Here is a 21,715-nt window from a genome sequence, read left to right on the forward strand (position 1 = left end):
GGGAGTCACTTCGAATAGACGATTTCCTTGGTGCCGCCTTCGCAGGAGCCGACGACTTGCTTGCCGCCTGCGCTGCCCTTGTCGACGACCTCCAGATTGAACGAGGCGACGCCTTTGGCCTTGATCTTCGCCTCGATCTCCGATTTCAGCTCTTCGCACGGCTTGCCGGCAGCCATCGCATGGCCCGCCAGGGCGAAGATCCCCACAGCCAACAGGAACTTCTTCATCGGTAACGCTCCCTCGTCGTTCACAGGAAAAGGCCCGAACGGGCCAGAAAACCGGGATACCCCGGTGCGCACATCCACGCGCCGCACCAGCATGGAAGCGGCGCGTGACAAAAAAGACCTAGCTGTTGGCAATCCTGAAACCGACCTTGATGGTCACCTGGTAGTGCCCCACCGCGCCGTTCTCGATATGCCCGCGGGTATCCACCACCTCGAACCACTCCAGGAAGTCGATGCTCTTGGCCGCCTCGGCCAGGGCGTTGTTGATCGCATCCTCGATGCTGGTGCGCGAGGAGCCAACCAGCTCGACCTTCTTGTAGGTGTGGTGATTCGACATCGCGTGCTCCCTGGCGCGCTTCGCGGCGCGCGGTGAGTGAGTGTCCCTGTTGGACCCTAGTCGATGGCTACAAGTGCAGCAAATTGCCGGTAGCGGCGAATTGCCGTCTCTTTGCGGAAATGTATAATGCGAAGCATTCTTATTTAATTTTCCAGGGATGGTCCGCGTGGCCGGCTCACTCTCCAGCAAGCTGGGGTTCTTCTTCAGCGACCACCATCGCTGGCTGCTGCTGCACGTGCAGCGCTACCTGGATAACCGCGCCGACAGTGAAGACACGGCAGCCGAGACCTTCTGCCAGATCCTCAGCGCCAGGGTCGATCCGCAGACCATCGAGCAACCTCGGGCCTACCTCTCCACCATCGCCCGCCGGCTGATCTACGACCGCCACCGGCGCCGCCGGCTGGAGCGCGCCTACCAGGATTACCTCGCCCTGCAGCCCGAAGCGCTGGAGCCTTCGCCGGAAGACCGCGCGCTGCTGCTCGAAGCATTGCTGCTGGTGGACTGCACCCTGGACGGCCTGCCCCAGATGGTCCGCCGCGCCTTCCTGTTCAGCCAGCTCGACGGCCTGGGCTACGCCGAGATCGGCCGCCGCCTGGGCGTCAGCGAACGCACCGTGGGCCGCTACATGAAACAGGCGCTGCGGCAGATCTACCTCGGCGAGCTGGTGCCATGAGCGAAGTACAGCTGGATACGGCCGGCGAGCAGGCCATCGACTGGATGGTGCGGCTGCGTTCGGGCCATGCTGATGCGCGAATGCAGCGCCAGCTGCAAGCCTGGCTGAACAGTGACCCGGCCCACGCCGACGCCTGGGCCCGCCTGCAACGCGGCCTGGGTGCGCCCTATGACGATCTCCGACGCATGCCCGGCGCCGCCGACCTGCTGCTGCACCAGCACGGTTCGCGTCGCCAGTTGTTGCGCGGGCTGGCCGGGCTCGGCCTGCTCGGTGGCGGGCTCTGGCTCACCGCCAGCAGCACGCCGGTGCGTGACCTGATCGCCGACCTGCGAACCGGCACCGGCGAACGACGCAGCTTCACCCTCGAAGACGGCAGTCGTCTCAGCCTGAACGCCGGCAGTTCGGTGGACCTGGCCTTCGACTCGAACCAGCGCCTGATCCTGCTGCGCCACGGCGAGCTGGTGATCCAGGTCGCACCCGATGCGCAACGCCCGCTGATCGTCCGGACGGCCCAGGGCGAAGCCCGGGCGCTGGGCACGCGCTTCCTGGTCAGCCAGGAGGCTCACGCCACCCGTCTGGTGGTGCTGGAGCACCGTGTCCGCGCCAGCCTCGCCGGGCAGGCCCAGTGGCGTGAACTGGGCGAAGGCGAGGCGGCGCTGCTGGCCGCCGACGGCATCCATCCGCTCAGCCAGCAGGCCTACCGCGCGGACTGGCTGAGCGGCCGGCTCAGCGTCAGCGACGAGCCGCTGGAAGTCGTGGTCGACTCGCTGCGACCCTACCTGCCGGGTTTTGTCCGCGTCGACCCACGCGCACGGCAACTTCGTGTGCAGGGCGTATTCCCGCTGGACGAACCCACACGCACGCTCGCCGCGCTGGGCGAAACCCTGCCGCTGGAAATCCGCCGCTTCGGCCCCTGGCTGACCCTGATCAGCCTGCGAGAACCTTGATGACGTGGTCCGGAAAAATATTTCGGCAGCGCCTGTCCGGATTTTCCGTCTCGACACACCTAGCTCCTGAATACGAATAATTCTCAGGAGATTGCTGTGTCCTCACCCTGGCCCCGCGCCCTTGCCACCGCCTTCGTGCTGGTGGCCAACGCTCCCTGCCTGCTCGCCGCCGAACCCGCCCGGATACACTTCGAACTGCCCGCCGCGAGTCTCGCTACCACGCTGAACGCCATCGCCCGGCAAAGCGGCGAGGTGATCTCGCTGGACCCTGCGCTCGTGCGCGACCAGCATGCACCCGCCGTCCAGGGCGAACTGAGCGTGGAACAGGCGCTGGAAAAGGCCCTGTCCGGCAGCAACCTGCGCCTGAAGGTCACCGCCAGCGGCGCTTTCAGCGTGGAAGCAGCCCCGACCGACGGCGCCCTGGAACTGGACAGCACCACGGTAACCGGCCAGGGCCTGGACGCCACTACCGAAGGCAGCGGCTCCTACGCCACGCGTGCCACCACCATCGGCAAGGGTGAGCACAAGCTCAAGGACATTCCCCAGTCGGTCAGCGTGATCACCCGCAAGCAACTCGACGACCAGGACATCACCGACCTGCGCGACGCGGTCAACCACAGCACAGGGCTGGTCGGCGCCACCGGTATCGGCCCGGGCATGGTGATTTCCTCGCGCGGTTTCCAGATCGACGACTGGCAGTACGACGGCGTGCCGGTCCCGCGCAATACCTATGTGCTGGGCAACTGGGCGAACCAGGATCTGGTGTTCTTCGACCGCGTGGAAATCCTCCGCGGCGCCTCCGGCCTGCTGCAGGGCGCGGGCAGCCCCGGCGGCGCCATCAACCTGGTGCGCAAGCGCGGGCAGAACACGCCCACCGCCACCTTCACCGGCAAGGCCGGTTCGTGGGACCACTACGGCCTGCAAGCCGACGTCGGCGGCCCGTTGAACGACAGCGGCACGCTTCGCGGGCGCATGGTGGCCGACCAGGACGACACGCACTCCTTCACCGACTACGTGTGGAGCAAGACCACCTCGCTGTATGGCGCGCTGGACTTCGACCTGAGCCCGGACACCACGGTCGGCATCGGCTTCAGCGATTCCGACCTCGACTCGCGTCCGATGATGCGCGGCTTGCCGCGCTACCCGGACGGCAGCGACATCGGCTTTTCGCGCTCCACCTACAGCGGCGCGACCTGGAACAGCAACGACATCGAGCAGACCACCGTCTACGCCGACCTGACCCACCGCTTCGATGACAATTGGAAGTTCAAAGCCGCCGCCGTGCGCATGCGCGAGCACAACGACTCGATCCACCAGCGCATGCACGGAGATGTGCAGCCCGACGGCAGCGGCCTCAACTTCGCCGACTGGATCACCAACTTCGAGTCCACCCGGATCGGCCTGGACATGTACCTCGACGGCAAATTCGAGGCGTTCTCGCTGGAGCAGGAACTGATCCTGGGCGGCAACTACACCAAGTACACCACGGACGACTTCTACGCACGGCGCTTCGTCCCCGGCGGCAACATCTTCGATATCGACCACCATCGCCCCAAGCCTAGCCTCGACGACATCCTCTCCTCGCCGGGCGGACGCTCCACCAACGCCGACTACGACATCCGCCAGAAGGGCCTGTACAGCAGCTGGCGGGTGAAGCTCGCCGAGCCGCTGACCGCCGTCGTCGGTGGCCGGGTGAGCTGGTACGACTACGCCTACAACCTGCCGGACGACGACTACACCGACAGCATGACCGAGACCGGCGAAGTCACGCCGTACTTCGGCCTGATCTACGCGCTCACACCGGAGTGGTCGGCCTACGCCAGCTACACCGACGTGTTCGAACCACAGAGCGCCCGCGATGCGCAGCAGAAGATGCTCGAGCCGGTGATCGGCAGCAACTACGAGGTGGGCCTCAAGGGCGAGCTGCTGGATGGCCGGGTGAACACCTCGCTGGCCGTATTCCGCTATGACCAGAAGAACCGCGCCGTGCTCGACGAATCCTCCGGCTACGCCTGCGACGGCTGGTACTGCTCCACCGCCTCCGGCAAGGTGCGCAGCCAGGGCATCGAGGCCGAGGTTAGCGGCGAGGTGCTGCGCGACCTGCAACTCTTCGCTGGCTACACCTACAACACCACCAAGTTCCTCGACGACCCGGAGAACAAGGGCCGCGTGTTCAGCCAGTGGACGCCCAAGCACATGCTGCGGATGTGGGCCGACTACCAGATGCCGGGCGACTGGAACCGCGTGAGCACCGGCCTGGGCTTCGTCACCCAGAGCCACACCGTGAGCTTCGACCGTGAGTTCGACATCCCTGGTTTCACCGTCTGGAGCGCGCGCCTGGGCTACCGCCTGAGCCGCGAAATCGACCTCGCGGTGAACGCGAACAACCTGTTCGACAAGCGCTATTACCTGCCCGGTTACGCCGCGGCCGATGGCGCCAACAACTTCGGTGACCCGCGCAACCTGATGTTCAGCGTGAAGTACACGCCGGAGTTCTGAGGCACCCTCAACCCAGCTCCTGGCGCAACCACTGCGCCAGGCGCTCGGCACGTGGATCGGCGCGCCGCTCCGGAACCCACAACGCCAGCCGCGCGGTGGTTTCGACGAAGCCCCAGGGCGCGGCCAGGCGACCGGCAGCGAGGTCGTCGGCCACCAGTTGCTGCGGCGCAATGGCCACGCCCAACCCGGCCACGGCGGCTTCCAGCAGGTAGTAGAGGTGTTCGAAGCCCTGGCCGAACCTCAGTCGCGCCGAGTCCAGGCCATGCCGCGACGCCCATTCCGGCCAGGCCTGCGGGCGCGACACGGTGTGCAGCAGCGACTCGCCCAGCAACGCTTCAACCGGCGCCGCCCGCAGTTGCTCGAAACGCGGCAAACGTGGGCTGAGCACCGGGCCGATGCTTTCCACCGCCAGTTCCAGCACGCGCATGTCCGCGGGCCACGGCGGCGCGGCGAAGCACAGGGTGGCGTCGAGGCCGCCACGGCGCGGGTCGAGGTCACCGTCGCTGGCCGAGAGCTGCAGGCGCAGGTCCGGCAGGTCACGGTTCAGGCGATCCAGGCGCGGGATGAACCAGCGCGCCAGCAGACTGCCGGGACAGCCCAGCACGAAGGGCGCGTCTCCTCCCGCCTGGCGGCGCAGTTCGGCGCAGACGCTGCGCAGGCGCTCGAAGGATTCGCTGGCCACTTCGCTCAGGCGAACGCCGGCATCGGTGAGTTTTACGCCGCGCCCTTCCTTGACGAACAGCGCGACGCCCAGCTCTTCCTCCAGCAGGCGAACCTGTCGGCTGATCGCCCCGTGGGTGACACTCAGCTCATCCGCCGCCGCACTAACGCCGCGCAGGCGCGCAGCGGCTTCGAAGGCGCGCAGGGCATTGAGCGGTGGAAGGTCTCGGCTCATGGCGATCAATCCGTGAGTTTTTCTGACAGGTTGTGGCGATCTTATCGCTTTTCCCCGTCATCACACAGCCGTATCCTGAGCACCACTTGTAGAGACAGCACAGCCTGCCGCACGGATCGAACCGTAGGGCGCATAACCTGGAACAGGTTATCCGCCGCTCCCGTGTGGCGGATAACGCTGGCGCGTTATGCGCCCTACGAAAACTCACGCGACGGGTGCCAGGCACCCGCCCGACAAGTCCCCAGAGGAGCCTTCCCATGTCCACACTGCGCACCGGTCCAGACGCCAAGGGCCTGTTCGGCAGCTTCGGCGGCCAGTACGTCGCCGAGACCCTGATGCCGTTGATCCACGACCTGGCCCGCGAGTACGAGAAGGCCAAGGACGATCCGGAGTTCCTCAAGGAACTGGCCTACTTCCAGCGCGACTACGTTGGCCGCCCGAGCCCGCTGTACTTCGCCGAACGCCTCACCGAGCACTGCGGCGGCGCGAAGATCTACCTCAAGCGCGAAGAGCTGAACCACACCGGCGCGCACAAGATCAACAACTGCATCGGCCAGATCCTCCTGGCCAAGCGCATGGGCAAGCAGCGCATCATCGCCGAGACCGGCGCCGGCATGCACGGCGTGGCCACCGCCACCGTGGCCGCGCGTTTCGGCCTGCAGTGCGTGATCTACATGGGCACCACCGACATCGATCGCCAGCAGGCCAACGTGTTCCGCATGAAGCTGCTGGGCGCCGAGGTGATTCCGGTCACCGCCGGCACCGGCACCCTGAAGGATGCGATGAACGAAGCGCTGCGCGACTGGGTCACCAACGTCGACAGCACCTTCTACCTGATCGGCACCGTGGCCGGCCCGCACCCGTACCCGGCAATGGTCCGCGACTTCCAGGCGGTGATCGGCAAGGAAACCCGCGAGCAACTGGCCGAGAAGGAAGGGCGCCTGCCCGATTCGCTGGTCGCCTGCATCGGCGGCGGCTCCAACGCCATGGGCCTGTTCCACCCGTTCCTCGATGACACCAGCGTCAAGATCATCGGCGTCGAAGCCGCCGGTCACGGCATCGAGACCGGCAAGCACGCGGCCAGCCTGAATGGCGGCGTGCCGGGCGTGCTGCACGGCAACCGCACCTTCCTGCTGCAGGACGAAGACGGCCAGATCATCGACGCGCACTCCATTTCCGCTGGCCTGGATTACCCCGGCATTGGCCCGGAGCACGCGTGGCTGCATGACATCGGCCGCGTCGAGTACACCTCGATCACCGATCACGAAGCCCTCGACGCGTTCCACCAGTGCTGCCGCCTGGAAGGCATCATCCCGGCGCTGGAGTCTTCCCACGCCCTGGCCGAAGTCTTCAAGCGCGCGCCGACCCTGCCCAAGGACCACATCATGGTGGTGAATCTGTCCGGTCGTGGCGACAAGGACATGCAGACCGTCATGCACCACATGCAACAGGAGCCGCAAGCATGAGCCGCCTGCAGACCCGCTTCGCCGAACTGAAACAGCAGAACCGCGCCGCCCTGGTGACCTTCATCACCGCTGGCGACCCGGGCTACTCCACCTCGCTGGACATCCTCAAGGGCCTGCCCGAAGCCGGCGCCGACGTGATCGAACTGGGCATGCCGTTCACCGATCCGATGGCCGACGGCCCGGCGATCCAGCTGGCGAACATCCGCGCCCTGGGCAACGGTCAGAACCTGGCCAAGACGTTGAAGATGGTCCGCGAATTCCGCGCCGGCAACGACACCACGCCGCTGGTACTGATGGGCTACTTCAACCCCATCCATTACTACGGCGTGGACAAGTTCATCGCCGACGCGAAAGAGGCCGGCGTCGACGGCCTGATCGTCGTCGACCTGCCGCCGGAGCACAACGAAGACCTGTGCCACCCGGCGCAAGCGGCGGGCATCGACTTCATCCGCCTGACCACCCCGACCACCGACGACAAGCGCCTGCCGACCGTGCTCGAGGGCAGCTCCGGTTTCGTTTATTACGTCTCGGTGGCCGGCGTGACCGGTGCCGGCGCGGCGACCCTGGACCACGTCGAAGAAGCCGTGGCGCGCCTGCGCCGGCATACCGACCTGCCAGTCTCCATCGGTTTCGGCATCCGTACCCCGGAACACGCGGCGAGCATCGCGCGCCTCGCCGATGGCGTGGTGGTAGGTTCGGCGCTGATCGACAAGATCGCCGAAGCCACCAGCTCCGCCGATGCAGTGCAGAGTGTGCTCGGTCTGTGCCGCCAGTTGGCCGAAGGTGTGCGCAGCGCTCGCTGAGGGCTGCCACAAGGCTCCGCGTAGGATGGCGTGGAGCGAAGCGATACCCATCGAGTCCCTGCTAACACAGCATGGGTATCGCTGCGCTCCACCCATCCTACGAACTGAGGGCTGTCATTCGGTTCCGCCCATCCTGCGTACTGAGGATGGCTCGCTCCTACGGGAAGCATGAAAAAGCCCGGCGAATGCCGGGCTTTTTCGTTTCAGGCGCGGCTTATTCCACGCTTTCTTCCTGCGGCTCTTCCTCGCCACCGGCAGCGCCGCCGCCCAGGCCCAGGCCCTGCGCGGAGCCCATGGCGAAGGCCATGAATTCCGGCACGCTCATGTCCTTGCCGTTGAACTTCACCTGGTCGTTGGCGTAGGCCAGCGAGCTGGACAGGGCGTTGCCATCGAGCACCGCCCACTGCGAGTTCAGGGCCATGCCGCTGAACAGGTCGGTCATGGCGTCGGACTGCTGCTTGAGCGCCACCGGGTCGACACTGCCGGCCGCCTCGCCGCCCAGCGAGCCCTGCAGCGCGACGATGTCGCCGATCACCGCCTTGTCCACCTTCAGGTCAGCCTTGAGCGCGGCGAGGATGCTGCGTGCCATCTCGTCCGGCGTGGCAGCGGCAGCGTTGGGCTTGCGCAGGTCGACCGACAGCGACGCCTTGGCCACGCCATGGCTGGTCTGCAGCGACAGCTCGTCCAGCGACAGCACCGGCGAGCCTTCCAGCAGGGCCAGGCCCAGGCGCTTGAGTTCCTCTTCCTGCGCCGGGGTCAGCTCGGTGCTTTCCAGGCTGTCCAGGGCCATCTTGTTGTAGGACTCCTTGAAGGTCTTGAGCACGCCTTCGTCGAGGTTGCGCAGGCTCAGGTCGAGCTTCACGCCGCCGATTTCCTGGCCTTGCACCACGACCTTGCCGACGCGGTAGGAGACGCTCTGGTCCAGGCCCTTGCCGCCCTGCTTGAGGACTTCCTCGACCACCGCGTCGCGCAGTTCGACTTCCGGTGCGCCCGGCGACTTGATGTTCAGGCTCTTGATGGTGGCGGAGCTGGGGCCGAGGGCAAAGCCGTTGGCGTTTTCCTTCTTGTCGCCCTGCATGCCCAGGTCACGCAGTTGCACGCGCGCCGGCTGGCCGCTGTTCTCGTCGGTGAAGTCGAGGTCGATCTCGGCGAGGTTGCCCACGGCGCTCACGTCCTTCTTGTCGCCGGAGACGCTGAAGGTCACCTTGGCCGGGGACATGCGCAGCTTGTCGCTGTCCTTGACGAACTCCAGGGCGGCGGTTTCGACGGCGCCTTCCTGCTTCTGGTCGTAATGGATGGTCAGCTCGCCGGACAGCGGCGCCTTGCCACCGGCGGCGGTGAACAGCGGGGCGGTGAGTTCGTTCTGCTCCAGGGCGAAGTGGCTCTGCGCCATGACCGGGGCGAGCTTGCCCGCCGCCAGACGCGAGGCCGGGAAGGGGCCGTGCTCGAGGCGATCGGTGAACACCAGGATCTGCGGCGCTTCGCCTTCCTTGCCGGTGAAGGACAGGTTGTAGCGCGCGGTGCTGGAGAACAGGCCACGCTGGATGTCCACCAGGGTCAGGTGAGCGCCCAGGCCCGGGGCCTCCTGCTGGAACAGCTCGTTGGCCTCGCTGATACCGCGGTTCACTTCCTGCTCGACACGGCTGCCGGTGTACCAGGCGCCGGCAGCGGCGGCGCCGACGATGGCAACGGGAATGGCGATGGCCAGGGCGGTCTTCTTCATGCTGATTCCTTTCAAGTGCGGCCGTACGGGGGACGTCCTGTCGACCGTGATTGTGGGGGTGGCGGCGGGATGCTAGCAGGCGCACTGCCATCACTCCAGCGCTGTAGGCGACCGACTTCACAGCGCCAGCATTGACCGCCAGGGTACGGCTGTCAGGATAGAGCGCTCAGACCGTCCGGAAGCCCACGCCATGACCCTGCTGCACAGCCTCCACCACGTCGCCCTGATCTGCTCGGACTACCCGCGCTCCAGGCACTTCTACGTGGAAGTGCTGGGGCTGAAGGTGATCGCCGAAACCTACCGCACGGCGCGTGACTCCTGGAAGCTCGACCTGCAGCTGGGCGATGCACGGCTGGAGCTGTTCTCCTTCCCCGGCGCACCAGCGCGGCCGTCCTATCCCGAGGCACAGGGATTGCGCCACCTGGCGTTTGCCGTGGACGACCTGGAAAGCGCCGTGGCCCACCTGCAAAGCCACGGCGTGGCCTGCGAGCCGATCCGCGAGGACGAACTGACCGGCAAACGCTTCACCTTCTTCGCCGACCCGGATGACCTGCCGTTGGAGCTTTACGAGCGCTGATTGCCTCCGGCCAACGCCTTTGTAGGATGGCGTGGAGCGAAGCGATACCCCTCAATTCGGTTCGCCTACAGCATGGGTATCGCTGCGCTCCACCCATCCTACGAATTGGCTGCGCGCCCCACTCCTGAGGGAGCGGGGAATCCGAAGCACCAATGCCCAGCTGAAACACCCGTAGGAGCGGACGGAGTCCGCTCCTACAAAAGCAAACTCAGGCCGGCACGGCCTCGCTGTCCAGGGCGCCGCGCAGGCTCGCCAGGTCGCGCAGCGGTGGCGCGCCGAACAGGCGGCTGTATTCGCGGCTGAACTGCGACGGGCTCTCGTAGCCGACGCGATGCCCGGCCACTGCCACTTCCAGCCCCTCCGACAGCAGCAGCCGCCGCGCTTCCTGCAGGCGCAACTGCTTCTGGTACTGCAACGGGCTCAGGGCGGTCACTTCCTTGAAGCGGTGGTGCAGGGTGGACACGCTGAGGTTCACCTCGCGGGCCAGGTCCTCGATGCGCAGGGACTTGTCGTAATTGCGGTTGAGCCACTCGATGGCACGGGTGACGCGATGGGTCTGACTGTCGGTCATCGCCAGGTCGTGCAGCAGGTGGCCCTGCGGGCCGCGCAGCAGGCGGTAGAGGATTTCGCGGACGAACAGCGGCGCGAGCATCTCGATATCGCGCGGGGTATCCAGCAGACGCATCAGCCGCAGCAGGGCGTCGAGCACGGTGCAGTCCAGGCGTTGCAGATAGATGCCCCGGCTGGCCGGGCGCGGCGCGCTGCCGGCAAGGCCGGCCTCGGCGATCAGCCGGGTCAGTTCGCCCGGGTCGATGTCCAGGCGGATCGACAGGTAGGGCTTCTCCGGCGAGGCCTCGATCACCTGGCCGGAAACCGGCAGCGTCACCGACACCACCAGCAGGTTGAGCTCGTCGTAGCGATAGACCTCGCTGCCCAGGCGCACTTCCTTGCAGCCCTGGGCAATCACGCACAGGGCAGGGCGATAGAGGGTCGGCATGCGGCCCTCGTGGGGGCAGTCGCTGCGACCGACCAGCAGCGAATCGATGGCGGTCTCGAAGACGCCTTCACCCTGGCAGTGGCGCTGGATGATGTCGGCCAGCTCCTGGCGGCCGGCGGCAATGGGATCGTAGGCGGGAACGGACTGGGACATGCACAGGACCTCCAGTGGCGGCGCTCGAAGCTTACGCCCACGGCGCAGCGCCCAGTGTGACAGTAAGGCAGGCGCTGGAGGATCAGGCAAGCAATCGGCAGGAATGGACAAGCCGCAGCGCTCTCCACGCGCGCACCGCGGCGGTGCATGGCGCGGAAACGGCCTGTTACAGAGGCTGGCGAACCTGCCGCAGGATCAGGCAAGAAGCCGACAGCATCCGGATAACGCGCGGGCCTGGCGGGGCCGTACTCTTGCTGTCAGTCGTCCGAGGAGCCACTTCGGACTTCTTCGGCGTAACGCAGAGGACAGGACATGCACTGGCAAACCCCCATCGAACACGAATTGCAGATCCACCCCCGGACGGGGCACGAGGCGGAACTCGGCGCCTTGATCGACAACCTGGTCGACGGCGCCCGCCGCGCGCCGGGGTGCCTGCGCTGCCAGTTGGTCGCCCGTGAGAACGGCCAGCCGTGGCTGCTGCAAGGCAGCTGGAAAGACGAAGACGCCCTGCTGGACTACTTCGCCACACCCTCATTGCAGCTGCTCGGCGAAGTGCTCTTGTGCCACTGCCGAAGTCTCAGCGGCGGCATAGTGGAAACCCTCGATCAGGCCACCGGAAAGGTGGCCTGAGTCTTTTCAGGTAGAGACTTTCCGCTACTGAGCTTTCAGACCGGTCAGTATTCCAGGCTCCAGCCCAGGGTGAAGGTGCGGCCACGGCCCTGGTAGTCATAGAGATAGGCCGGCCCGTAGGTCGGCGAATAGAACAGCGCGGCGCGCTGGCCCCAGACGGTGCTGTACTGCTTGTCCAGCAGGTTCTGGATACCGGCGCTGAAGGTGCCGAAGCCGGTCTTCTGCTCGCCCATCAGGTCGAAGGTGGTGTAGCCATCGATCTCGTGGTCCGCATCGTCCTTCAGGTTGAACGCGTGCTGCGCCTGCAGGCGGGCACTGCGCTGACCATCGCCCCAGCCGACGAACGTGGTGGACTTGGACAGCGACGCGTAGCGCGCATCACGCTTGATCCAGTCACCATCGGCATCCTCTTCTTCCGAGCGCACCAGGTGCAGCGTGGTGCCGCCCTGCCAGCCGTTGTCGAAGTAACGGGTGACCGCGCCCTCGAAGCCGAAGTCACGGCTCTTCTGGTCCTGCACATCGATGGTCAGGGTCGCCGCGTCGGTGGTGATGATCTTGTCCGACCAGATGTAGTAGACCGCCGCCTGGGCCTGCCACTGCATGTCGCTGTAGCGCCAGCCGGTCTCGACCTGGCGGCTCTTGATGCCGGCCAGCGGGTTGTCGTCCACCGACAGGCCGGGCTTGCCGTAGTACTTGGCCGGGTCGGGCAGGTCGAAGCCTTCGCTGTAGTTGGTCCAGACCTGATGGCCGTTCTTGAAGTCGTAGATCGCGCCGAGGTTGAACAGGTTGACCTGGTAGTCGTTGCTGCCGCCGGGCACGCCTTTGAAGTCGTCCACCTCGACGTCCATCTTCTGGTGGCGCGCGCCACCGGAGAGGGTCAGGTTGTCGGTGGCCTTCCAGTCCAGCTGGCCGTAGAAGGACAGGCCATCGACGATGTAGCTCGGGTAGCGCGGCGCGCTGCTGGCGGTCTCCAGGTCGAGGCCGCCGCTCTCGGAGGAGACGCGCTGGTCGAAGACCTTCTGCTCGGCGTTGAAGCGCTCGTGGTCGAGGTCCACGCCGTAGGTGAACTTCAACGCATCCCACTGCTTGCTGAACAGGCCCTTCAGGCCGCTGACCTCGAAGTTCTGCTGCGAGCCGGCGAAGTACACGCCCTTGGAGCCAGTGGGCTTGCCGGTGTTGTAGTAGGGGAAGGGATAGAAGTTGTCGTCTTCCTTGCGGTAGTACGCCTGCAGGTAGAAGTCCTGCTCCAGCAGGTTGCTGTGGTGGTAATTGGCGTTGAGCAGCACGCGGCGCGAGCGCGGCTCCAGGTCGGTGTCCAGGCCGCTACGGATTTCCGCATCTTCCAGGTTCGACGGGCCCTGGTACTTCAGGTTGGGAAAGTAGATGCCGGTGCTGCCGTCGTTGCCCGAATCGTAGTACTGCGCCAGCAGGTCGAGGCTCTGCTCGTCGGTGAACTGCGCGGTGAGGTTGCCCATCACGTCGACGGTGCGGTTGTACTGCAGGTCGGTCTGGGTGTTGTCGATGAATATCTGGTTGCCGCCGCCATCGTAGAAGGCTTCGTTCTTCTCCGCCGAAACGCCCAGGCGGCCGGCCACGCGGTCGTTGCCGCCGCTGATGGACTGCGCGGCGCGGGTCGACAGGTCGTCGCTGTTGTTGAAGCCGCTGGTGGCGCCCAGCTGCGTCTCGAAGCGCGCATCGCCGGCCGCGCCCTTCTTGGTAATGATGTTGATGATGCCGCCGGTGGCGCCGCCGCCGTAGATGGCGCTGGCGCCAGAGAGCACCTCGATGCGCTCGACGTTGAACGGCGAGATGCTGTCGAACTGGCGCGACAGGCCGCGCGAGCTGTTCTGGCTGACGCCGTCGATCATCACCAGCACGTTGCGCCCGCGCATGTTCTGGCCGTAGTTGGTGCGGCCCTCGGGCGCCAGGTCAAGACCGGGAACCAGCTTTCCCACAGCCTCCTTCAGGCTGACGCCGGTATCCAGCTGCTCGCGCAGCTGGGTCTGGTCGACCACCCAGACGGTGCCGGGAATCGAGCTGATGTCGGTGGGCGTGCGCGCCGCCACGCTGATCTGCATCGGCGCCAGGCTCAGGGCGGCGGAATCGTCCTTCTCGCGCTTGAGCAGCACGGTGCGCTCGTCGGTGAAGCGCCAGCTCACGCCGCTGCCGGAAAGCAGCTGATTGAGCGCCTCTTCCGTCGTGTAGGTGCCGTCCAGCCCTTCGCTCTGCAGGCCCTGGATATCCTCGGAGTTGAACAGCAGGTGCAGCCCGGCCTGGTCGGCGAACTGGGTCAACGCGCTGTCCAGGCTGCGCGGAGCAATGTGCAGTTCGACGGCGGCGGAGCCGGCGGCATGAACCAGAGGAGCGGCAGCGCCGAGCAGGGAAGCGAGCAGAATCGCACGGTGCAGCGGGGAAGGACGGTAATGCATGCGGGTGAAATCCGTTCTTGTGGGGGCAGGGTCGCGTATTGAGAATTTTTCGCGTTCATGCCTACGACGAAACGGCTATGCAAACCTTGCAGTGCTGAATGAAAAATATTTTCATTTTCTTCCGACGCTGCCCCGGATCCCCTGTCGCCAGTGACGTCGTAGGATGGTGTGGAGCGCAGCGATACCCATCAATTCCAGATCGCCCACAGCATGGGTATCGCAAGCTCCACCCATCCTACAAAGTGCAACAGATCAGGCGTTCGGGGCGGGGCGGATCAGTACCAGCCACGGCAGATGGGTGACCGTCACCGGCTGCAGACGCTCCAGCGTCTTGAGCAAGGCGCCTGGGTCCTGCAGGTCGAACACGCCGCTGACCTTGTGCTCTCGCAGCGCGCTGTCGGTCAGCACGATACGGCCGGGCACGTAGCGCTCCAGTTCGTCGAGCACCTCGCCCAGCGGGCGCTGGTTGAAGATCAATTTGCCGCGCTGCCAGGCACTGGCGCTGGACAGGTCCAGCACCTGCACCGGCTCGGGCGCAGCGCTGTCGCGGTAGCTCAGGCGCTCGCCGGCGGACAGCCGCACCGGCGCACTGCCGGCGCTGTTCACCTGCACCACGCCCTCGGTCACATCGACGCGCACCTGCGGCCCGCGGCTGTCGACATCGAAGCGCGTGCCCACGGCGCGCACTTCGCCGCCCCTGGCCTCGACGATGAAGGGCCGGGCGGCATCCTTGGCCACCTCGAACAAAGCTTCGCCGCCATGCAGGCGCAGGCGCCGCTGCTGCGGGCTGAAGTCCACCGACAGTGCGCTGTCGCTGTTCAGCCAGACACGGCTGCCATCGGCCAACTCCAGCAGGCGGCGCTCGCCGGTACGCGTCGCGTAGTCGGAATAAAGCCCGGCCAACGGCTCGGGCAGTGCAATGGTCACGGCGACCGCCGCGACACAGGCCGCAGCGGCCAGCGCCAGCCAACGGCGCGGGCGCCGGGCGCGGCGGCGGTAAGCCTCGGCCTGGCGGGTTTCCGGCAGAGCGCCCCACAGCGCCTCGGCCTCGCGGGCGGCGCGTTCGTGTTCAGGGCTCTGCCCGCGCCAGCGCAGGAAGTCCATGCGCTCGACAGCGCCGGCACTGCCCGAATGCAACTGCACCAGACGCTCGATGGCCTCGTCGCCCAGCAGATTCTGTTCGACGCGGCTCATGACGCGTCCCCCCGGCGCTGTGCCCAGTCGCGGCAATGGCGCATGGCCTGGACGATGTACTTGCCCACCATGCTCTCGGAAACGCCCAGCCGTTGTGCGATCTGCGCGTGGGTGAGGCCGTCGAGGCGGTTCATCAGCAGCGCCTCGCGGGCGTTCGCCGGCAACTGGTCGAGTGCGGCATCCAGGTGCTCCAGCGTCTCGTGGGCGAGCAGACGATGCTCCAGCCCGGACGCCGGGTCGCTCAGTTCGCTGGCGGCGCTTTCATCGACGTGCAGCTCGGCCAGCCGGCCCTCGCGGCGCAGGTTGTCGATGGCGATGTTGCCGGCGACGCGAAACAGGTAGGCGCGCGGGTCCTGCACCTCGGCGTCGGCGGGGTGGTCGGCCAGGCGCAGCCAGGTGTCCTGGGCCACGTCCGCCGCGCGCTGGTTGTCGCCCAATCGCCGCGCAAGGAAGCGCATCAGGTCCGCGTAGTGCGCCTGGAAGCTCTGCAGCAGGGAGGAGGAGGCGAAGCGCCGCATGATGGCCGAAATACCCCGATAAACCGACCAACGTCTGTCAGGCCGATGCGAAGGGTGGGCAGCATACACCGAATCGAGAATTATTATCGAATGCAAAAAAGTGTCAGCTCGTGAACTGCGATAGGTCCAGCGGCCGCACCTCGCCCATCCACAGGCCGTGGTCACGGTGGTCACGCAGGTCATCGCCGGTGTTGGGATGGACGAAGATCACCAGGCCGTTGCGGTTCAGCGCCAGCCACGGCACCAGGGTGGCAAAGGTGGCATTGTCGAAGGCCAGCTGGCAGCTCCAGTCCGGGTGCGGGCCGACCGGGCGTTCGTGGACGCGGCCCATTTTCGCGCCGAAGCGGCGCGCCGCTTCCTCGCACAGTGCACGGGCGCGCTCGATGCTGCTCGCGTCGAAATAGACGTGGGCGTGGAAATCCTTGATCGGGGTATCGTTCATCGGTCTTGCTCCAGCTCCGCCTGCAGCCAGTCGACGAAACGCTGCACCAGGCGCCTCCGCCGCTTGCGCTCGGGCAACACGGCGTAATAGCCAAACCGCGATTCCACGGATTCGGCGATGGGCCGGCACAGTAACCCCTGCTCCAGCAGTTCGTCGACCAGGTGCCGCCAGCCGATGGCCACGCCCTGCCCGGCAATGGCTGCCTGGATCAGCAGGGTGTAGTTGTCGAAACGCAGTCCGGCAGGCGCCGGTGCCCCGTCGATGCCCAGCGCACGATAGACCCCCGGCCAGTCGAACCAGCGGCTGGAGGCCTCGGGATGCAGGTGGAGCAACGGTATGTCGATCAGCGCCTGCGCTGCCAGTGGCAAGTCCCGCCCGGCCAGCAGACGCGGGCTGCACACCGGGAACACTTCCTCGCTGAACAGGCGCAACGCTTCGCCATGCTTGAAGCGTCCGTCACCGAAGGCGATGGCGACGTCGATGTCGCTGCGCAGGGAAATCGGGCTGCGGTCGCTGCTGATCAGGCCGACGTCCAGCTCCGGGTGTGCCTGGCGGAAGCGCGGCAGGCGCGGCATCAGCCAGTAGGCGGCAAAGGCGAAGTCGGTGGCGACCTGCAGCACCTCGTGGGGATGCTTCGCGGTGACCGCGGCAATGCCGGTGTCGATGCTCTCCAGGCCCGCCTGAACGTGCTGTTGCAGGACCTGACCACTTTCAGTCAGCGCGATGCCGCGGTGGATGCGGTCGAACAGGCGCACCGCCAGCCGCTTCTCCAGGCGCTTGATCTGCTGGCTGACCGCCGGCTGGGTGGTGCCCAGCTCGCCGGCGGCGGCGGTGAAGCTCAGCAGGCGAGCGGCGGACTCGAACACGCGGAGCAATTCCAGCGGCACGCTCACCGCAGCACTTCACATAAGCAGGTGTTATCCGAAGCATGCCACGCCATGCGGTTTACCCCGTAGTCAGCAGGAAACAGACTCATACGCCACAGCATCCCATAACAGCGCCAACAGGATAAGCCCAACGCCATGAAGCGCCAGCGCCCGAACATCCTCTTCATCATGGCCGACCAGATGGCCGCGCCGCTCCTGCCCTTCTACGACGCCCAGTCGCCGATCAAGCTGCCCAACCTGTCGCGCCTCGCCGACGAAGGCGTGGTATTCGACTCGGCCTACTGCAACAGCCCGCTCTGCGCGCCGTCGCGCTTCACCCTGGTCAGCGGCCAGTTGCCGACGAAGATCGGCGCCTGGGACAACGCCGCCGACTTCGCCGCCGACATTCCCACCTACGCGCACTACCTGCGTCGCCTGGGCTACCGCACCGCGCTGTCGGGCAAGATGCACTTCTGCGGCCCGGACCAGCTGCATGGCTACGAAGAGCGCCTGACCAGCGACATCTACCCCGCCGACTACGGCTGGGCGGTGAACTGGGACGAACCAGACGTGCGCCCGAGCTGGTACCACAACATGTCCTCGGTGCTGCAGGCCGGCCCATGCGTGCGCACCAACCAGCTCGATTTCGATGAGGAAGTGGTGTTCAAGGCGCGCCAGTACCTCTACGACCACGTGCGCGAACACCCCGAGCAGCCGTTCTGCCTGACCGTGTCCATGACCCACCCGCACGACCCCTACACCATCCCGCGCGAGTACTGGGACCTGTACCGCGACGAGGACATCCCGCTGCCCTTGGTGCAGATCGCCCAGGGCGAGCAGGACCCGCACTCCCAGCGTCTGCTCAAGGTGATCGACCTGTGGGGCCAGGAAATACCCGAAGAGAAGGTCCGCGCCGCCCGCCGCGCCTACTTCGGCGCCTGCAGCTATGTCGACGCGCAGATCGGCGCACTACTGCGCACGCTGGAAGATTGCGGCCTGGGCGAGGACACGCTGATCGTGTTCTCCGGCGACCACGGCGACATGCTGGGCGAGCGTGGCCTCTGGTACAAGATGCACTGGTTCGAGATGGCCGCCCGTGTGCCGTTGCTGGTCCACGCGCCCAAGCGTTTCGCCCCGCGCCGGGTCAGCCAGTCGGTGTCCACCGTCGACCTGCTGCCGACCCTCGTCGAACTGGCCGGCGGGCTGGTCGAACCCGGCGTCGAGCTCGATGGCCGCTCGCTGCTGCCGCATCTGCAAGGCACCGGCGGCCACGACGAGGTGATCGGCGAATACACCGCCGAAGGCACGGTCAGCCCGCTGATGATGATCCGCCGCGGCGACTTCAAGTTCATCTACTCCGAGCAGGACCCATGCCTGCTGTTCGACCTGAAGAACGACCCGCGCGAGCTGGAGAACCTCGCCGACTCGCCCGTCCACGCCAACCTGGTACGCGATCTGCTGGGTGAAGCCCGCGCGCGCTGGGATGTGCCGGCCATCACCCGGCAAGTCCTCGCCAGCCAGCGCCGGCGCCGGCTGGTGGCCGACGCGCTGACCCACGGCACGCTGAAAAGCTGGGACCACCAGCCCATGGTCGACGCCAGCCAGCAGTACATGCGCAATCACATCGACCTCGACGATCTGGAGCGCCGCGCCCGCTATCCGCAACCGTGACAACAACCACAACAAGCCGAAGGGGAAGGGAGCATGAACACCACCGTACGAAGAGCATCGACGCTGTTGCTGGCCGGCGCACTCGCGCTGGGCGGCCCGCTGGTCCGGGCCGAAGATGAAGCCTGCAGTACGGTGAAGCTGGCCGATCCGGGCTGGACCGACATCGCCGTCACCAACGGCATCGCCACCTTCCTGCTCGAAGGTCTGGGCTACCAGGTGAAGATCGACACCCTCTCGGTACCGATCACCTACGGCGGCCTGCGCGACGGCCAGGTGGACGCCTTCCTCGGCAACTGGATGCCGGCGCAGCAGAGCTTCCATGACCAGTTCATCGCCAGCAAGCAGGTCACCCAGCTTGCAAAGAACCTCGAAGGCACCGAGTTCACTCTGGCCGTGCCGACCTACGTGTGGGACGCGGGGGTGAAGAGCTTCGCCGACCTCGACAAGCACGCCGACCAGTTCAACAGGAAGGTCTACGGCATCGGTTCCGGCGCGCCAGCCAACCAGTCGATCCAGAAGATGATCAGCGGCGACGAGTTCGGCCTGGGTGACTGGAAGCTGGTGGAATCCAGCGAGCAGGCGATGCTCGCCGAGGTCGGCCGTGCGGTGAAACGCCAGCGCTGGGTGGTGTTCCTCGGCTGGACGCCACACCCGATGAACGTGAAGGTCGACATGAAGTACCTCAGCGGCGGCGAGAAGTACTTCGGCAGCACCGGCAGCGTGTTCACCGTCACCCGCAACGGCTACGCCGAGCAGTGCCCGAACAGCGGCAAGCTGCTGGCCAACCTGTCCTTCGACCTGAAGATGGAGAACGCCATCATGGCCGAGGTGCTGGAGAAGAACGTGAAGACCTCCGATGCGGTGAAGGCCTGGATCAAGGCCCATCCGCAGAGCCTCGACACCTGGCTGGAAGGTGTGAAGGCCCGCGACGGCGGTGACGCGCTGGCCGTCGTGAAGGCCAGGCTGTAGGCCTGCGATGCAACGTCTGATCCGCCTGCTGCCGTTCCTCGCCTGGCTGCCACAGGTCACGGCGCGCGACCTGCGCCGTGACCTCGGCGTCGGCCTCTCCGGCGCGGTGCTGGCCCTGCCGCAATCGATGGCCTACGCACTGATCGCCGGGCTGCCGGCGGAGTACGGCCTGTACGCGGCGATGCTGCCGGTGCTGATCGCCTGCCTGTGGGGTTCGTCGAAACACATGGTCGGCGGACCGACGGCGGCCATCTCGGTGGTCTTGTTCACCGCCATTGCGCCGCTGGCGCCGCCGGGCAGCCCGCAGTTCATCCAGTACGCACTCCTGCTGACCTTCCTCGCCGGGCTGTTCCAATGGCTGTTGGGCCTGCTGCGTTTCGGCGTACTGGTGAACTTCGTCTCGCACTCGGTGCTGCTGGGCTTCACCTGCGGCGCCGCGCTGGTGATCGTGATCGGCCAGTTGCCGTACCTGCTCGGGATAACCGCCAGCGGGCAGGGCACGGCGCTGACCAGCGCCGCCGCGCTGTGGTGGAAGCTGGCGGAGTTCCATGGACCTTCGCTGCTGGTCGGCCTGTTCAGCCTCGCGCTGAGCCTGCTGGTGAGGCGCCTGTGGCAGCGCGGGCCGGCGCTGCTGATCGGCCTGTTCGGCGCCAGCGCGCTGGTCTGGGCGCTACCCTCCACATTTGCCGGCGTGGCCAAGGTCGCGGCCTTCCGCAGCGCACTGCCGCCGCTGAGCCCGTTGTCGTTCGATCTCACCGCTATCGCCCAGTTGTTCCCCGCCGCCGTCGCCTGCGGCATGCTCGGGCTGGTCACCAGCCTGTCCATCGCCCGCGCGCTGGCCGCGCGTTCGCACCAGACGCTGGATGCCAACCAGGAGGTGCGCGCCCAGGGGCTGTCCAACCTGGTCGGCCCGTGGCTCTCGGGGACACTGTCCGCCGGTTCTTTCACCCGCTCCGGGCTGAATCAGGATGCCGGAGCCCGCACGCCGCTGGCCGGGGTCTTCTCGGCACTCTGGGTCGCGCTGCTGGCGGTGGCCGGTGCCGGCTTGATCACCCACATTCCCTTGCCGGCGATGGCCGCCGGCATCCTGCTGATCTGCTGGAATCTGGTCGATCGTCCAGCACTGCGCGCCCTGTGGAATGGCAGCCGCGCCGAATCGCTCGTCATGCTGCTGACCCTCGCCGCGACCCTGTTGCTGCCGCTGCAGAACGCCATCTACGCCGGCGTGCTGGCTTCGCTGTTCTTCTACCTCAAGCGCACCTCGCAACCGCGCGTGCAGCAATGGGAACGTGAGGACGAAGAGGTACTGCGCATCGAAGGCTCGATCTTCTTCGGCGCCTGCGACTACCTGCAGAAGCGGATGCAGCACAGCCGCGGCGAACGCCTGGTACTGGACGCCCACCACGTCAACTTCATCGATTTTGCCGGCGCGCAGATGCTCCAGCAGGAAGCCCGCCGCCTGGCCAGCGAGGGCCGCAGCCTGGTCCTGCGCAATGCACGGCCGCGGGTGCGCGCGGAGCTGGAGCAGCAGATGGGGAAGGGCGGGGTGTTGCTGGTCGAGGAGTAGGAGCAACAGTCGTTCCCTGGATAACTCCGTGTTTGCGCTTTCCCCCTCACCCCAGCCCTCTCCCTCAGGGAGAGGGTGCAGTCCGAGCCGGCTGATGCAAAGGTTTCATCCTGCACCGAGCGGTCCCCTCTCCCT

General features: G+C 66.4%; 20 protein-coding genes. 10 read left to right on the plus strand and 10 right to left on the minus strand.

Annotated features, from left to right (window positions below):
* Positions 1 to 5 precede the first annotated feature (5 nt).
* Together N5C91_RS08200 and N5C91_RS08205 are read right to left on the minus strand one after the other, a co-directional pair.
* Complete coding sequence (locus tag N5C91_RS08200; protein WP_024763675.1) at positions 6 to 227, minus strand: DUF1161 domain-containing protein; 222 nt, start codon at positions 225 to 227, stop codon at positions 6 to 8.
* 118 nt (positions 228 to 345) lie between these two features.
* On the minus strand, positions 346 to 561 hold the full coding sequence (locus tag N5C91_RS08205) for a dodecin (RefSeq protein ID WP_279828943.1): 216 nt from the start codon (positions 559 to 561) through the stop codon (positions 346 to 348).
* Positions 562 to 718: 157 nt separating this feature from the next.
* Here N5C91_RS08205 and N5C91_RS08210 point away from each other — a divergent pair, with 157 nt between their 5' ends.
* From N5C91_RS08210 to N5C91_RS08220, 3 genes are all read left to right on the plus strand, one after another.
* The gene (locus tag N5C91_RS08210) at positions 719 to 1,234 is read left to right on the plus strand and encodes a sigma-70 family RNA polymerase sigma factor (protein WP_279828946.1); all 516 of its coding nucleotides are present in this window, start codon (positions 719 to 721) and stop codon (positions 1,232 to 1,234) included.
* Positions 1,231 to 2,181 carry a FecR family protein gene (locus N5C91_RS08215; RefSeq protein ID WP_279828948.1) on the plus strand — a complete coding sequence of 317 codons (951 nt, stop codon included), beginning with the start codon at positions 1,231 to 1,233 and terminating at the stop codon, positions 2,179 to 2,181. The genes N5C91_RS08210 and N5C91_RS08215 overlap by 4 nt, the downstream gene beginning before the upstream one ends.
* Positions 2,182 to 2,277: 96 nt before the next feature.
* A complete protein-coding gene (locus tag N5C91_RS08220; RefSeq protein WP_279828950.1) occupies positions 2,278 to 4,680 on the plus strand; it encodes a TonB-dependent siderophore receptor in 2,403 nt (800 codons plus the stop codon).
* Between the two features lie 7 nt (positions 4,681 to 4,687).
* On the opposite strand, the gene N5C91_RS08225 is transcribed toward N5C91_RS08220, so the two are convergent.
* On the minus strand, positions 4,688 to 5,575 hold the full coding sequence (locus N5C91_RS08225; RefSeq protein WP_279828953.1) for a LysR family transcriptional regulator: 888 nt from the start codon (positions 5,573 to 5,575) through the stop codon (positions 4,688 to 4,690).
* A gap of 257 nt (positions 5,576 to 5,832) precedes the next feature.
* Between N5C91_RS08225 and trpB the strand changes: the two genes are divergently transcribed.
* Positions 5,833 to 7,041: a tryptophan synthase subunit beta gene (gene trpB, locus N5C91_RS08230; protein WP_236172298.1), complete on the plus strand. Its 1,209-nt coding sequence runs from the start codon at positions 5,833 to 5,835 to the stop codon at positions 7,039 to 7,041.
* A complete protein-coding gene (trpA, locus tag N5C91_RS08235) occupies positions 7,038 to 7,844 on the plus strand; it encodes a tryptophan synthase subunit alpha (RefSeq protein WP_279828957.1) in 807 nt (268 codons plus the stop codon). The genes trpB and trpA overlap by 4 nt, the downstream gene beginning before the upstream one ends.
* A gap of 214 nt (positions 7,845 to 8,058) precedes the next feature.
* On the opposite strand, the gene N5C91_RS08240 is transcribed toward trpA, so the two are convergent.
* On the minus strand, positions 8,059 to 9,567 hold the full coding sequence (locus N5C91_RS08240) for a YdgA family protein (protein WP_236172300.1): 1,509 nt from the start codon (positions 9,565 to 9,567) through the stop codon (positions 8,059 to 8,061).
* 190 nt (positions 9,568 to 9,757) lie between these two features.
* On the opposite strand from N5C91_RS08240, the gene N5C91_RS08245 reads away from it, so the two are divergent.
* Positions 9,758 to 10,144: a VOC family protein gene (locus tag N5C91_RS08245; RefSeq protein WP_236172301.1), complete on the plus strand. Its 387-nt coding sequence runs from the start codon at positions 9,758 to 9,760 to the stop codon at positions 10,142 to 10,144.
* 208 nt (positions 10,145 to 10,352) lie between these two features.
* Here the strand turns inward: N5C91_RS08245 and N5C91_RS08250 are convergent, their stop codons facing one another.
* A complete protein-coding gene (locus N5C91_RS08250) occupies positions 10,353 to 11,294 on the minus strand; it encodes an AraC family transcriptional regulator (protein WP_024763669.1) in 942 nt (313 codons plus the stop codon).
* Between the two features lie 312 nt (positions 11,295 to 11,606).
* Between N5C91_RS08250 and N5C91_RS08255 the strand changes: the two genes are divergently transcribed.
* Complete coding sequence (locus tag N5C91_RS08255; RefSeq protein WP_279828961.1) at positions 11,607 to 11,924, plus strand: antibiotic biosynthesis monooxygenase; 318 nt, start codon at positions 11,607 to 11,609, stop codon at positions 11,922 to 11,924.
* Positions 11,925 to 11,968: 44 nt separating this feature from the next.
* Here the strand turns inward: N5C91_RS08255 and N5C91_RS08260 are convergent, their stop codons facing one another.
* From N5C91_RS08260 to N5C91_RS08280, 5 genes are all read right to left on the minus strand, one after another.
* Entirely contained in the window at positions 11,969 to 14,353 is a 2,385-nt protein-coding gene (locus tag N5C91_RS08260) for a TonB-dependent receptor (RefSeq protein ID WP_279828962.1), read from the minus strand.
* Between the two features lie 252 nt (positions 14,354 to 14,605).
* Complete coding sequence (locus tag N5C91_RS08265; protein ID WP_279828964.1) at positions 14,606 to 15,547, minus strand: FecR family protein; 942 nt, start codon at positions 15,545 to 15,547, stop codon at positions 14,606 to 14,608.
* Positions 15,544 to 16,065, minus strand: a complete 522-nt coding sequence (locus N5C91_RS08270) for a sigma-70 family RNA polymerase sigma factor (RefSeq protein WP_236172305.1) — start codon at positions 16,063 to 16,065, stop codon at positions 15,544 to 15,546. The genes N5C91_RS08265 and N5C91_RS08270 overlap by 4 nt, the downstream gene beginning before the upstream one ends.
* A 103-nt stretch (positions 16,066 to 16,168) precedes the next feature.
* Entirely contained in the window at positions 16,169 to 16,507 is a 339-nt protein-coding gene (locus tag N5C91_RS08275; RefSeq protein WP_236172306.1) for a DOPA 4,5-dioxygenase family protein, read from the minus strand.
* Complete coding sequence (locus N5C91_RS08280) at positions 16,504 to 17,400, minus strand: LysR family transcriptional regulator (protein ID WP_279828968.1); 897 nt, start codon at positions 17,398 to 17,400, stop codon at positions 16,504 to 16,506. Before N5C91_RS08280 ends, N5C91_RS08275 begins: the two co-directional genes overlap by 4 nt.
* 129 nt (positions 17,401 to 17,529) lie before the next feature.
* Between N5C91_RS08280 and betC the strand changes: the two genes are divergently transcribed.
* From betC to N5C91_RS08295, 3 genes are read left to right on the plus strand one after another with little or no spacing between them, the layout of a single operon-like run.
* Entirely contained in the window at positions 17,530 to 19,044 is a 1,515-nt protein-coding gene (betC, locus tag N5C91_RS08285) for a choline-sulfatase (RefSeq protein ID WP_279828971.1), read from the plus strand.
* A 33-nt stretch (positions 19,045 to 19,077) separates the two neighbouring features.
* Positions 19,078 to 20,013, plus strand: coding sequence for a choline ABC transporter substrate-binding protein (locus N5C91_RS08290; protein ID WP_279828972.1), 936 nt, complete (start codon positions 19,078 to 19,080; stop codon positions 20,011 to 20,013).
* A 7-nt stretch (positions 20,014 to 20,020) separates the two neighbouring features.
* Complete coding sequence (locus N5C91_RS08295) at positions 20,021 to 21,580, plus strand: SulP family inorganic anion transporter (protein ID WP_279828975.1); 1,560 nt, start codon at positions 20,021 to 20,023, stop codon at positions 21,578 to 21,580.
* Positions 21,581 to 21,715 lie beyond the last annotated feature (135 nt).

Origin of the sequence: Pseudomonas sp. GD03903 (assembly GCF_029840045.1) — a bacterium.
Classification (GTDB): domain Bacteria; phylum Pseudomonadota; class Gammaproteobacteria; order Pseudomonadales; family Pseudomonadaceae; genus Pseudomonas; species Pseudomonas pseudonitroreducens.